The sequence below is a fragment of the Halodesulfovibrio aestuarii DSM 17919 = ATCC 29578 genome (assembly GCF_000384815.1).
GTDB lineage: Bacteria > Desulfobacterota > Desulfovibrionia > Desulfovibrionales > Desulfovibrionaceae > Halodesulfovibrio > Halodesulfovibrio aestuarii.
Genome location: NZ_ARQF01000021.1, coordinates 1,008,000 through 1,022,432, shown reverse-complemented (window position 1 = coordinate 1,022,432; position 14,433 = coordinate 1,008,000). Strand labels below are relative to the sequence as shown.

Here is a 14,433-nt window from a genome sequence, read left to right as displayed (position 1 = left end):
CATCCTGTTAAGCTTAAGAAAAAATAACTAAGCGCAGGCGATCAGCATACGTTCTAATGCGATTTTTGCGTCCTCTACAAGACCCGCCGGAATCGTAACAGGCTTAGCTGTACCATTCTCAATGGCTTCGAGTAAGTTGAGCAGCTTAGGCTCGGTCACTCGTGCCATGTGGGAACAGGTGGATTCCAGCAATGGGAAGATGTTCTTTGACCCTTCGTACTGGTCGGCAAGGCGCTCAACGAGGTTAAGCTCGGTACCGATGGCGATGTTAGAACCTTCCGGTGCAGCTTCAACATACTTAATAATAAAGGATGTAGAACCGGCAGCGTCTGCTTTGTCGATAACGTTTGGAGCAGCTTCCGGATGGATAACAATCTTCACATCTGGGTATTTAGTGCGTGCAGCTTCAATCTGACGTTCGTTGAAACGGGCGTGGATTGCGCAACAGCCAGGCCACATAATGAGTTCAGATTTGCTAACGGCGTCCATATCAATCAGGGTGCCGTTGCCTTTGATATTCAGTATGTGCCACTTCTCTTCAGGAATACCTATAATCTTTGCAGTGTTACGTGCAAGGTTTTTATCAGGCAGGAAGAGAACACTGTCGCCGCGCTCCATAGCCCAGCGCACCATTTTTTCTGCGTTAGCAGAAGTGCAAACAGAACCGCCATGCTTTCCGCATACTGCTTTAACAGCAACGGAAGAGTTAACGTATGTAAGCGGAACAATATTGCGTCCGGATTCTTTGATGCGGGTGAGTACTTTGTCTACAAGGGTGTAAGGTGCCATTTGAGACATAACACAGTTTGCATCGTCTTCCGGTAAGTAAACATTCTGCCCTTCATTTGCGAGCAGCGCTGCTGATTCGCCCATGAAATACACACCGCAAAAAACAATGTGCTTGGCATCAATAGTTGTCACTTTACGAGCAAGTTCAAGGGAGTCGCCAGTTAAATCAACATGGCGTATTACAGCATCGTTCTGGTAATGATGACCCATAATGACAAGATCATCACCAAGTTTTTCACGAAGCTCGGTAATTCTTTTTTGATACTGGTTCATTATTTATTCTCCAGATTCAGATTGCTGACAATGTAGTGCAGCACGCGTTTAAAAAAAACACATGGCGTTAACTATTTATAAATACTAATTTATCTCGCATGTTGCACTGTACGGTTCTGTCTCAATCTGTATAATGAGGGCTTATTCACTTACAAGCATGCTGAAATCTGCAATAGGGGCAGAGTGAGTTAATCTCCCTACCGATATGTAAGTCGGTCCTGAGTCAGAAGCAAGAGCAATACTGCGAATTGTGTCAAGTGTTACTCCGCCGCTTACTTCGGTTTCAATGGATTCAGGAATAAGTTTAAGTGCTTCCTGAATAGCAGGGATATCCATATTGTCCAGCATGATTCTGTCTGCATGACAAGCAACAGCTTCGCGCACTTCTGCCATATTGCGGCACTCTACTTCAATTGGCGGACATGGGAAATAGGTGGCGCGGAGCTTCTTAACGGCTTCTGTCATATTGCCTGCAAGGTCAATATGATTGTCCTTTAACATGAGAATTTCTGTTAAGTCTTTACGGTGGTTTTGCCCGCCACCCATAATAACAGCATATTTTTCAGGATAACGAAGACAAGGCAGCGTTTTACGCGTATCCAGTAACGCAGTGCCGGAACTCGCCAGCTGGTCGACATATAGTTTTGTCAGGTTCGCAATGCCGGAAAGGTGTGTTATAAAATTAAGTATAACACGTTCTGCTTTTAGCAAATGACTTGCGTCAGCCTCAATAGTTGCTACTACGGTTCGGTCTGGAACAAAATCACCCTCATTGGCTAGGGCACTCCATGACCATTCTGTATCAGCACATGCGTCCATGATAAGCGGAATAAGCGGTAATCCGACGACTAACGTGTCTTCTTTGCTGATAATTTTCGCAGATAACTTGTGCCCGGAAGGGAAAATTCCTTCCGAAGTAAGATCCGGACCATCTTCTTCTAACGCCAGTTCAATCGCGTTATTCAGGTAGATTCTGGCGTTACCTTGAAAAAATGAGTCAAATTTTTCTGTGTGCATGGATTGTGTTATTGACCCTCTTAATGGTAGAGGCACAAAGCCAAGAGAGTGGGGGTCGTTCCAACCCTCTTAGGCGGTGTTTAGGTGGCTGCGACAGTTTCGTCAAGCGGTCTTGACAAATGATAAATTTCACACGCTCGTGGGTCTCAGGTGGTAGAGCATGACTGACACAAAAAAGCAGCATAACAAACAAGATAAAGTAGGAAAAGCTTCTGAGGAAAATAAGGTAGTTACACCTCAAAATAACTGCCGTGATGAAGTTAATTCTATTTATACCGGCGAGTTTGCCCACCCGGCAGACGCCGCTGATCATATAGAAAATCTCTCCATTGAAAAGCAGGTTTGTATGATGGAGCATCTTTCCAGTGAAGATGCTGCGGAAGCACTTGCCGAAATGGAAGAGCGCGCCCAGACGGATATTATCGAGAACCTTGATGTTGATGTTGCTGTACGAATTCTTTCGGAGATGTCTCCGGATGATGCGACAGACGTTCTTGATGAGTTGGATGAAGAACACAGAGATGTCCTGCTTGAACGGTTAGAAGCCGACGATGCGGAAGAAATTCGTAATCTGCTCGCTTTTGATCCGGATACTGCGGGTGGTATTATGAACACTGAGATTATTATTCTCAGTCAGGATCTTACCGCAGATCAGGCCATTATGCACATCCGCCGCGAGATGGAAGATAAAGAGATCCCGTACTATGCATATATTGTGGATAGTGAGGAGCGGCTTGTAGGTGTTCTTTCTCTGCGTAACTTGCTGCTGTGCCGTCCCGGTACAGTTCTCGAAGAAAAGCTTTCTGATCAAAGCCTTATTTCTGTAGTCTTTGATGAAGATAAAGAAAATGTAGCGCATCTATTGTCCCGCTACAATTTTATGGCAATGCCTGTTGTGGACTACGAAGGCCGATTGCTTGGCGTCGTTACCTATGACGACGTTATTGATATTATCCACGAAGAAGCATCCGAAGATATGCTCGGCATGGTAGGTGCTGGTCAGGACGAAACTGTCGACACCCCGTGGCTGGAATCTGTAAAGGTTCGCCTGCCGTGGCTGTTTATTAATATGATGAACTCCAGCATATCTGCGTATGTGGTTTTCTTGTTTGAAGGTTCCATCGCTCAAATGGCAATCCTTGCTGTACTCATGCCGATTGTAGCAAACCAGGCAGGAAATACCGGACAGCAGGCGCTTGCTGTTATGATTCGTCAACTTGCAGTTGAGCGGTTTGACCGTGGTAAAAGTTGGAAAGCAGTACTGCGTGAAGCAAAGGTTGGTGCACTGACAGGACTCATTGTCAGTCTGCTGGTTATGATCGGGGTATTCCTGTTTACGCAGAATGTACTGTTAGCCCAAGTAATGGCCAGCGCTCTGGCACTTGATATGTTGCTGGGCGCACTTGCCGGTGCGTCTATACCGCTTATTCTTAAAGAGCTCGGGCGTGATCCGGCACAGGCTTCAAGCATATTCTTAACAACGCTTACCGACGGCTTTGGATTCCTTATCTTCCTCGGTCTGGCAACGATGTTTATTTTATAATGTAGTAACATATAAAAATGCCCCGATGAATGTATTCATCGGGGCATTTTTTATGTCTACAGTATTGTTGGTTATTAGGACGCTGTCATTTCACCCACAAGGTTATGCAGTTCATTAGACATAGCCGCAATTTCCTGAATGGAAGTTGCTGACACGGTAATTTCTTCAGCAGACTTCTGAACAATAGTTGCCACTTCCTCAACAGTGCGGGCAATTTGTTCAGAGACTGCGGACTGTTCTTCTGAAGCTGTGGCGATTTCGCCTACCTGCGTTGAGTTCTGATCGATAAGATTCATGATTGTACGCAATGAGTCTTCGGACTCATTGGCAAGAGCGTTGGCTTCTTCAACGGTTCGTGCTGCGTTGCTTACTGTTTCAAAGTTGCGTTGTGCAGCGGTTTGGATAGTGCTCACGCTTTGTGTTACCTGTTCCGTTGCCTGCATGGTTTTTTCCGCAAGCTTGCGTACTTCGTCTGCAACTACAGCAAATCCTCTGCCCGCATCACCCGCGCGCGCTGCCTCAATAGCAGCATTCAGTGCCAGCAGGTTTGTCTGGTCTGCAATATCTGAAATCACATTCATAATAGAGCCGATGGCATCGACTTGTTCGCTAAGTTCAGATGTATTCTGCTGTAATTCTCTGGTCGTATTGCTTACTTCAGTGATGGACTGAACAGCGTTGAATACAACCGTGGAGCAGTTTTCGGACTCCTGTTTTGCTTCCTGTGCATTGGTATGTGCTTTGGATGCGTTCATGGCAACCTCGGAAACAGATACGTTCATTTCTTCCATAGCCGTGGAGGTTTCTGTCGTGCGCTGGCTTTGAACTTCGACTCCGTCGCTTACTTCCTTGAAATGACCGGCAAGGTCGTTGCTGTTTGCCTGCAGCCGTTCAGAGATTTTTTGAATTTCCTGTGCGGCGGACGTAATCCTGCGCTGGGCACTGCGGATTTCTGTCTGGTCGAGTAGAACCTGCATTACCCCTACTGCCTGATCATCCTGCATGATCGGAACAGCGATGTAATCAACATCGAGAGTCTGGTCGTGAGCCTGTACAAGGGTTGAGGCTCTTTGCATTGATTTTGTTTTAATAGCGTTGGAACATGCGCATTCATCGGATTGATAGTCTTCTGCAGTAAACAGCGCAGAAGATGGTTTGCCTTTGCATTCTTGTAGTGATGAGTTCGCAATGGATAGGGCCATGGTGTTGGCGTATAGAACCCTGAGTGAGGAATCGAGCATAAGAACAGGAAGCGGCAGTGCATCCGTAAAGTGGGTGAACATGTCTGCCATACTGTTTGCATTGTCCAGTACACGTTGGAAATCGCCGCAAAATTCGCTCATCGTACTTCGTTCCGTAATATCACCGGAAGCAACCGCGGAGACAAGCTTGTCAAGTTCATGTTCCATACCGGAAACAGCGTTGCCCATTCGGGTGAGAGAAGATGCGATGGCACCGATTTCATTTTTTTCTGTAATAACAAGCTGGGCGGAGAGGTCGCCTTTGCTTAATGAATTTGCAAAGGCATTAATACGATTCAGTGGCTTGGTGATGGAACGTGATGTGAAGAAAGAGAGTAGCAGAGTAATGAGCAGAGTTATTGCGGAAATAATGAGCAGGTTATTGAGTGATGATGCATTGTGAGCCAGCATCTGTGAACCGAGAGTCGTTTGTCCCTCCATGACGGAGAGTTTGATTTTTTCTGCTTTGGTTGCAGCCTGCTGCCCGTGACGGCTGATGTCCGCGTTTAATTTTTGTAATGTTGTAACACTGGTGTAGAGCTTCTCTACGATTCCCGTATATTGGGTGATTAATGCGTCACAATTACTGTACCAGCTACTCTCATTTGTTGTGTATGTAAAATTATCAGCAACTCTAAGTTCTCGCTTGGTTCGTTTCATTAATGAGTTGAGATGCTCTTTATCAAGGGGGACTGTAGGGTCATACAGTGCTGCTAAAATATTCATACGAGCTTTTGTAAATGCCGTTCCGCTGCTTGAGAGAGCCTGTACAAACTGCGGGTTTGTTCTACTGGAAAAATCCATGGCATCTTTCAGTATCTTGTCTAATTGAGTGGTTATCTTATCTCCTTCCGACCGTTGCTCCATGACAATGGTGTTTTGTTCCTGATAAGCTATAAAGTCTTCAATGATCTTTTTAGCATCTTCTTCTATAGAAAGAATAAGCGCAGAACGTTCTTGATCTTTTATGTTCTCTTTAGCAGCATTAAGATATTGTAAAATATTTGTTTCGCGGATCTTGTATTCGTCCAACGCAGTCTGTGTGTTGCTTTTTATGTATTCATTGGCCGCAATGTTCATGAGCAGTATATTTGCCTGAAGTTTTCCTGCCAGGTTTGTATCAAGTGCAAGTTCTCGATATGAAGAGAAACCGTCTTTATTATGCTGAAGGTTGACAATAGACTCTGTAGATAAAAACGTCATTGCAATAAGAACAAGGGAGAACCCACCCCATATTTTTACAGTAACACGTAAGTTTTTTAAAAACTGCATGCCTTCTCTCAAGTCGTTTGTAAGTTAAGGTGTACTGAAAACGGACACAGTTTAGCTTTCGTATTACTCAATGCCTTTTTTGCAGTGAGCAATAAAGAAAGTCAGATTTTATATATGAAGTAATACTTCTCCCCCCTCTCTATAGTTTTTTACAAGCTTTCCAAAAAAAAATGCAACATCTCAATTTAATAGGGAATTAGGATGCACATAGGTATCTCTTCGACCGATTTGTATGTTTACTTAGGGAATAATGTAAATAAATGCTTACAATTGTAATTTTTTTAACGACTAGCGGGAGGAAGGGAGATTCATGTGCGATTTCTGGTGCGGATAACGCGTGTATCAGGGGAACTATCCGTCATTCTGATTAAATGCATGTGTGCCGTCTTGCGGAAAGACTAAGTCGGGCTCTATTTTCCATAACGGTTTCGATTTATGCTTTGTCGCAAGAGATAGTTGTTCTTTGAAAGAATGAAGACACCCCTTTGCAACGGGGGGGCAAAGACAACACCAAATGAACTCAATCAGGGGAAAATGTGTTACGGTAGAACTTCAGATAAAAAGTTTGGTTGGTGAAGCAATTTGGACTGAAAAGGTTGCACGCTTGAGTTATGTTGCCAAGGTGTTGCTATGTAATGAGGATGTGCGAGAGTAAGCCGTAAAAGGAATTCGGTAGCATGGAATTGAAATTGATATACAACAATACGACACTCATTTTGATAGCGTTATTCTATGTGATAGTGCTTGTAGGTCCCTCCACAGTCTCGTCACTGATTGCGAAAGAAAAGGGATATCGCTTCGTATCGTTTGTATATTTCTTCTATTCGTTTATGTTTTTGCCTGTCATCGCTACGTTTGTTTTAGTGTTGTTATCAGGAGAGGTACGATATCTAGTTTCTGCTATTATAATACCTATTGCTGCACTGGTACCTGTTTGGCATGCCCGGAATTTGAAAATGAATGAAGATCTTCAGCATGCATCGCAAGTACAAGGTGTCAGGCTTAAATCGTGCCATTACTGCGATGAGCCATTTGAATACAGCAATATCTTTTGTCCGTTTTGTCACCATAGGACGCCTTTAAGCCTGATGACGGACTGGCGTGTCGTACTCTTCGTGCTGAGTATAATAACATTTATTCTCGCGCTTTTTATGGCCTCAGACGAATATCTTTACGATTTACGAAGTTACAACATGCTTGCGCCCTTTTTGCTTGCCGCAGAACTGGTGCCGTTTGTAGCAGTAGAAAAATCTTCAGTTTTGTTTTTTGTTTTTTTAATTCTGATAATTGCTGGGTTGTCGTGTTTTTTGTACACAATAGGTTCGATAATCTATACCGCAAATTGTCTGGTTATGGGGAAGACCGTTCAACGTCCTGCCGTGTTATTTATTGTCGCATTATACATCACAGTGATGCATCCAATGGTATTTGGAGCTATTTCTCTGATAAATAACAAAGAACCGATTACCTTAGACTTTTCACCCGGATGGATTTTTTGGGTTATTTCATACATATTTCTATGTTTATCGCTTTATTATTTGCGTACAGAAGACAATCCAAAAAATGATTCTAATACATATACCATGACCAGACAGCCTTGATACGTTAGTCATCCAGAGCTGTAAAAATATGTATGGTTCCGGCTAACCGTTGCTCAATTTATACAATCTCAATATCAAAATTTTGCAGTAGCGATACTGCTTCCGGCAGCGAGAACTTGGCGCGGGTGATGATGTTCTTGGAAACATCAATCGTGTAGCCATACGCGGTGGAAAAATCCGCTTGTGTCAGGTTTGCAGAATCGAAAAGGCAGTCTTTCAGATCGCAGGACTCAAAGGTCGCATGGGAAAGGTTGGTGCCGACAAAGGAAGCTCCGGTAAAAGAACAATCGTCGAAAGAGAATTGTTGCAGATTGAGATCAGGGAACACCGCATTGTCCAGAATGCAATCTGTGAACTCTGCCTTGAAAAGGCCTTTAACATTTCCCCAGTTGATGCCCATAAGCTTGCAACCTGTAAATCTGGCATCAAAGATATGGGTTGCCCCTAATTTTGCCAGCGATAGATTGCAGTTGCTGAAGTCGCAGTTGTCGAAAGAACTAAGGCTCAGATCCGCGTATTGAAATGAGCATCTTTCAAAGGTGCAGCTGAAGAACGAAATATCGCGGATACTTTCTTCGGCAAAATCCAGTCCTGTAAATTCTTTGTCTTCGTATTCGTCGTCTTTAAAGTAGGCTGTCATGCCGCGTGAACCTTTAACTCTTTATATATGTTGTAAAAATATAGAATATAGCGAGATTTGGAACGTGTCTATTCCTAAGGTCTGAATCATCGTGGAAGGGGAGGTGCTGTGTGCATCTTTTAGTATACGGATGTCCAATAGCTGATTTGGCAATTGCAATAAGCAAGAGTGAACTTAGCCACCGCCTCGTTCGTTTTTCTGTACTGTAATAATAAAACTATTCATATTAACCTGCTACATCCTAAAAGTTTACGCCAAGCTGGAGCCAGAACAGGTTGTTTTTTGTTGTTCCACCAAATCCGCCGGTGTAGCCTGCTGCGGCGTAGTAGTTATCTTTGGCTACTGTGATGTTTGCTTCCGGTGTAAAGGTTGTATTTTCATCCTGATCGACCACAAGTTGGGTTTCATTGCCAAGTCGCATAGTGTTGGAGATTTCACCATCTGTGAGGACTTGTGTGATACCTACACCAACCAGCGGGGTAATACGCCAATTTTCAACTGCAACAAACTGTTTTGTCCACTTCACGCGCGCATTACCATAGAGTTCATGATTATCCATGGTGCCATATGTAATGTCTGCTGAATCCTTATTGTCTGTGGTGAACGGATCGCGGTGCTGCCATACGTATTGCAATCCCACTTCAGGAATGATGTTATGTCCGCTTACCGTCCAAAGGTATCCCAGATCAGCTTCGGCACGGATGCTCACGGAGTCATAGCGGGCGGTTTCACGGTTGGTTGGATTGTCGTCTGTCATCTCGCTATCAACGTAGAAGAAGGAAGCCTCGCCTGAAAGTAGTACGTTGCTATTGAAACGTTTAATGCCGTGAACACCGCCATAATAGGTATCCACAAACTCTTTTCGTTTTCCGTAATCCTCTCCGGTGTATCGGATATCGCCCCGTGTGTATCCTGCATGGAAACCTACGTAACAGTCATTAAGCTCCTCGTTCATATTATAGTTGTACCCCAATACAAAGCCATAGGTATTGCTGTTGTAACCGGAGCTGGCTGAGTCGTTGGAGTTAACATAGACAGGGCGCATAAATAGCGAGTGTCGATTAGTTTGCTTGGCAGTCATTACGGGCAGAATGTTTGGATTTGAAAGAGAAGCAACCATAGTGGAGGAGGCGCTTGAAACACCGTACCCATCAAGGGTATCACTTTGTTGCGGGTTTGCGTCAGGGAGAACACGGAACATCATGCGCCCAGCAAGGTTATTTTGTATGATCGCATGAATATGGCTTTCCAGCTTCATGCTTATCAAAGCCTGTTTAAGAGGCGTTGAAACCTCAGGCTCATAATTCAGTCCAATTCGCTGTGGTGTTGAAACGTTTCCGGGGAATAGTTCAATCTTAACACCCGGAGGAACATTAACTGATTCAAGCGATGCAAACTGGTTAGGGTTTGCCGCTTTCTGTTCTGCTGTTTCCTGTTTCCACAGTCTTGGGATGTCGTATAAGCCATTTTTATAATCATCTGTTAGATGCACGAACAGTTTTGTATTATCAAAGGTCACAGTTGCTTCGTCTACTGAACCGATTACTCCTTGATACATGCGGTTAAATTCACCCTGTTCATGCCCAAGTTCCATGGCATACCCCGTAATACGTAAATTTCCTACTGTGATAACCTGATATGTGTGCAGGTTTCGTTCTTCAGGGGCAAGAGATGCTGTGATTGATGGATTCATTTCAGCGGTGACATGAATCAGACCAGATGAATGCAGTGTTGCATCGTTTCTGACTACAAGACCATAGGCATAGACGGGAGTAGGAACGCCACCATTATTCGTATCATATGCACCACCAACCACATGGAGATCGATATTGCCTGTGTTAGAAATTGTTGATGCCTTTGTGTCCAAGCCATACCCCAGTGCATAGTTGCTGGTGGCGCTGGTTTCCGTGTTACAGCTGGCACCTTCAACACGAACGTAAATGTCTCCTGTGTTTTTAACACTGCCCGTACCGGACAGAATACCAGTTGCAGACACAGTTAAGGGCACCGCTACGCCGCTTTTTAAAAGCGTGCCGCCTTTGGAGGTAACAGTTACATCCCCGCTGTTATCAAGATTTCCCTTGCTATACAGTCCGTAAGTACTCCCTGATGAGTTATAACTAGAACTTACTCCGCCTACGCTCTCAACAATGACGGTTCCGTCGTTCGTAACATCAGCTCCATATATACCAAATGCATTAATGCCGGATTGCATGCCTGTGCCAGATTGCGCATTGACTGAGATCTCACCAGAGTTGATGACCTCACCAGCTCCTTTAATGCCATACGTCGAGACTCCGGCTTTAGCATACGACAGATTAGAAGAGGTGGTTTCTCCGGCCCATCCTTCAACGGTTATTTTCCCTGTGTTGGTAATGCGTGTAGTACCGGAAGATTGTATCCCATATGCCATTACCCCTGCACTTTGATTTGATATGGCTCCACTACGAGCAATAACCTTAAGCGTTCCGTTGTTCTCAATTTCGCCTGTGGCACCGCTGTGTAGAATTCCGTTGGCAGATGCCATGGTGTGTCCAGTTGCCTCGGCTTGGGTGCACCCGCCATGTGCTTCTACAGTTACATCACCATTTATAGTGAGCACAGTGCCATTACCAGTTGTTTGTACGCCTGTCGCAACAGCCCAGACATCAGGTATTGTGATATCTCCAGCGCCCTGTGCACCTGCACCTTCGCTAATGATGCTTATCGATGCGTCTGAAGATGTAGTAATGTTGCCAAGAGAGTCGATTCCTACTAGCCTCACAACTCCGCTAGTGGTGACGTTGTCTGCGCCTGACGCATTAATATCTATGTATTTATTGACATAAAGAGACATGGTGGAAAAATTGTTTTGGATGCCATACAGGGCAATATTATCCCAATCGAGCGATAGCTCGTCATACTCAATGGATGACGCAATGGTGTATGACTCTGGAGACTCAGCCCCTAGGTTTTCAAAGAATAGCCCCCAGTAATTTTTACTGGATGTTGATGATTCAATATACGGTGTCGTAATATGTTCTGCATATGCCTGAGGAGTGGATGGGGTTGTGATGTGTTGCGGATCAATAATTTCAGCTTTTGCCTTAAGGGTACAACTGATTATGAGTGCTATAACTAAACAGATGCTCCCTATTGTCCTCGCCTTCATCTTCAATATGGTAATATCGTGTTCCATACGGATCCCTCTCTTAAGGTTCTCCAACACTATTAAAAACTACTAACTATTCTTGTTGCTAACTTTGAACAAAAGTACTTAGTTCAGTACAGGGTGTAAGAGAAAAAATGATATTATTTAATGGATTTATCGAAAATTAAGGTGTTTTGTATGCGGGGCTGTCTTAGATGAATAAACGCTTTTTCTCGTGTCTTTCTTCATTCGTCTGAGATTAGCGCCAAATGAGGGGGCATAGTTATGATGTAGCGGGGGAGATGTTAGTTCTAATACTAACAATATATGACCTTAGATAAAAAACAAAAAAACAGCCCAAGCACCTGAGAGGACTTGGGCTGTTTTTAACAGTTATCTTGCGCGCCCTAGGTAATATGACCTAGGGAATTTTGTTAACTAAATGTGTGTTACTTAGTGCGCATGTTCTGGAAGTGCGGCGTGCACCCGTCTTGCAAGATAGATAAACGGTGTGTCCAAAAGAGACACAACAGCTTTAAAGATTATTGTAGTGATAAGAATCTCCACAAGAACTGCTGTGGGGAATACGCCGTAGAAGGCGATAAGGCAGAAGATAGTGGAATCGAGAAATTGCGAAACAAGCGTTGATGCGTTGTTGCGCAGCCACAGCATTCTGCCGTTCGTTTTTTCTTTCCAGAAATGGAACGCCCATACATCGTGCATTTGTGATGTAAGGTAGGCGAGCATGGACGCAACCGCGATGCGTGGAAGGAATCCGAAAATGGCTTCCAGATGCGGTTGTGCAAAATCGTCTGCAGCAGGTGCAAAATGCAGAGCAATTTGCATGTATACAGTCATAAGGACGAGGGTGACAAAACCAAGCAGGACGCCTTTTTGTGCCTCGCGCTTTCCGTAGAATTCACTGAGCATGTCCGTTGCCAGGAACACTCCGGCATAGAGAATATTACCGAGCGTTGTAGTAAGCCCGAATAACTCTACAGTTTTAAGAACCTGAAGGTTACAAAGAAGAAGGTTGAAGACAATAACGGCAAACAGGCCGATCCTGCCAAAGAACCTATAGAGCATCAGTGCAATACAGAGGTCTGTAATTGCGAAGCTAATCCATAATACTTCGTTCACGACGAATACTCCTTGAAGCGATTAAAACCGGGAAAACAGCCCGATTTTTCGGCAACGTAAATAGGCTCTATTCGTTATGAGGTCAAGTTGCATAACCTCCGGCAACCAAAAGGCTATTGTCCGGATATAGAATGCTTACCTGATTCTTGCCTTCATCTTTAGCACAATAGAGCGCGGCGTCTGCCCGACGGATCATCTCCACAGGAGGCTCCTCACGGGTAAGATCAATACAGGCTACGCCAAAGCTGGCAGTAGCGTTAAGTATTCCTTTGTCCGTAACAAAATCATGCTGTTCAATTTGAATACGGATTCGTTCTGCCAATAACGCTGCGTGGCTGGCAGGAGTGCATGGAAGTATTACCGCAAACTCTTCGCCACCGAACCGTGCAATATAGTCGGAAGTGCGGAGCGAAGTCTCAAGGATTTTGCTGAAGTCTCTTAATACAGCATCACCGGCAAGGTGACCGTGTGAATCATTAATCCGTTTGAAGTTATCGATGTCTGCAATCATCAGACATAACGAGTGGCCGTACCTTCTGTGTCTGAAGTCTTCTTCCTGAAGGCGCGTCTCGAAGTGGCGTCTGTTGTACAGCTGCGTCAAACCGTCAATGTCTGCATCGTGCTGTGCGGACGTATACAGCATGGCATTGTTAAGCCCCAGCGTGAGATGTGAAAGTGCAGACTGTAAAATTTGTATTTGATCTTTGCCGAGCTGTGGCTGTTCATGACACTGGATCATGACTACACCAAAAGTTACACCGCTGTGCTCAAGGTTAACTGCAAGCAGTGAGTCGGAAGAAGGCAAAATGTCTGTGGTAACAGTGCCCATGTAGTTCATGTCTGTGCTGACAACTGCTTCGCCGAGCAAACCCTCTGCATGCGCTTTAAGTTTTTCTGTCCATCTATTTGCAATGCTGTCTTTTTTGCTGCTGGCAACATACACGGATGCGTGGATGTTTGTTGTGTCCTGCGGGGACCAGCAGATAGCATTAATGGCTGAAACTGGCAGCAGGGTTTTAAGCTCTGTCTGAGCTGCGCGTAAAATTTCTGTCGGGTCAAGATGCTGTGTGACCTTTTCCAGAAAGGATATGATGAAGCTGAGCATGTCGTTCTTGCGTTCCAGAATTTCGCGATCCAGACAAATCTCGCGCGTCATGTGCATGATGTCCTGATACAGATTCTGTGTTTCAACTGCGGAAAGCAAGACTTCACGGGCTCGTGATTCTGTAATAGGCGGCTTGATGATTTCGGTAAAACCACATTCAAGTAATGATTCAAGCTCTGCAAGATCGTAGTCACCACCCATAATAAGGATGCGTGACATTACTTCTAGATGTGCAATACTGCTTGCTGGAAGCGTCTTGAGAGTATCCCACCCCTGTTTTGAGATCCAGAGAAGGCACGGCTCTTCTGTTTCCAGCTGGTCAATCGTTGGAGTAACACCGATGGGAAAGCAACTAAGTGCGAATCGATCTCCAGCGGCGTGCTGAATGACTTCTGCATCTTCATCATTGATGCCCAGTCCCCACATGAGCTTCTTAGTTTGGCCGATCACGGTATCCTCCAAAAAATGCGGCAAGATTTGCCGATCAAAATGATAATAGTGGCGTATGCTCTGTTTGAGCAAAATGTGTGCCGAATCAGCTGTGATCTTGGAACTCTAGGTGAAACGGGAAGGGAAGATAGTGGAGGAGAGGTGTGTGTCAAAATCATGACTAGAAACATTGTGTGTTTGTTCAATACAATATCACGCAGAGATGGACAAGCAAAAAGCCCCCATTTGGTAA

9 protein-coding genes are annotated in these 14,433 nt (G+C 44.6%); 2 read left to right on the top strand and 7 right to left on the bottom strand.

Features of this window, described 5'->3' with window-relative positions; all coding sequences use genetic code 11:
• Positions 1 to 27 precede the first annotated feature (27 nt).
• Positions 28 to 1,062 (bottom strand): quinolinate synthase NadA, encoded by a 1,035-nt coding sequence (nadA, locus tag F461_RS0115645; RefSeq protein ID WP_020002103.1) that lies wholly within the window; start codon positions 1,060 to 1,062, stop codon positions 28 to 30.
• A gap of 141 nt (positions 1,063 to 1,203) precedes the next feature.
• Positions 1,204 to 2,079, bottom strand: coding sequence for a carboxylating nicotinate-nucleotide diphosphorylase (gene nadC, locus F461_RS0115640; RefSeq protein WP_020002102.1), 876 nt, complete (start codon positions 2,077 to 2,079; stop codon positions 1,204 to 1,206).
• 160 nt (positions 2,080 to 2,239) lie between these two features.
• Between nadC and mgtE the strand changes: the two genes are divergently transcribed.
• Positions 2,240 to 3,622, top strand: a complete 1,383-nt coding sequence (mgtE, locus tag F461_RS0115635; protein ID WP_020002101.1) for a magnesium transporter — start codon at positions 2,240 to 2,242, stop codon at positions 3,620 to 3,622.
• A 74-nt stretch (positions 3,623 to 3,696) separates the two neighbouring features.
• Here the strand turns inward: mgtE and F461_RS18830 are convergent, their stop codons facing one another.
• Positions 3,697 to 6,135, bottom strand: coding sequence for a methyl-accepting chemotaxis protein (locus F461_RS18830; protein WP_020002100.1), 2,439 nt, complete (start codon positions 6,133 to 6,135; stop codon positions 3,697 to 3,699).
• Positions 6,136 to 6,812: 677 nt separating this feature from the next.
• Between F461_RS18830 and F461_RS0115625 the strand changes: the two genes are divergently transcribed.
• Positions 6,813 to 7,736: a hypothetical protein gene (locus F461_RS0115625; RefSeq protein WP_020002099.1), complete on the top strand. Its 924-nt coding sequence runs from the start codon at positions 6,813 to 6,815 to the stop codon at positions 7,734 to 7,736.
• Positions 7,737 to 7,794: 58 nt separating this feature from the next.
• On the opposite strand, the gene F461_RS0115620 is transcribed toward F461_RS0115625, so the two are convergent.
• From F461_RS0115620 to F461_RS18185, 4 genes are all read right to left on the bottom strand, one after another.
• Positions 7,795 to 8,376, bottom strand: a complete 582-nt coding sequence (locus tag F461_RS0115620; RefSeq protein ID WP_020002098.1) for a pentapeptide repeat-containing protein — start codon at positions 8,374 to 8,376, stop codon at positions 7,795 to 7,797.
• A 241-nt stretch (positions 8,377 to 8,617) separates the two neighbouring features.
• A complete protein-coding gene (locus F461_RS0115615) occupies positions 8,618 to 11,554 on the bottom strand; it encodes an autotransporter outer membrane beta-barrel domain-containing protein (protein WP_020002097.1) in 2,937 nt (978 codons plus the stop codon).
• Positions 11,555 to 11,959: 405 nt separating this feature from the next.
• A complete protein-coding gene (locus tag F461_RS0115610) occupies positions 11,960 to 12,646 on the bottom strand; it encodes a queuosine precursor transporter (RefSeq protein WP_020002096.1) in 687 nt (228 codons plus the stop codon).
• Between the two features lie 82 nt (positions 12,647 to 12,728).
• Positions 12,729 to 14,201, bottom strand: coding sequence for a GGDEF domain-containing protein (locus F461_RS18185; RefSeq protein ID WP_020002095.1), 1,473 nt, complete (start codon positions 14,199 to 14,201; stop codon positions 12,729 to 12,731).
• Positions 14,202 to 14,433 lie beyond the last annotated feature (232 nt).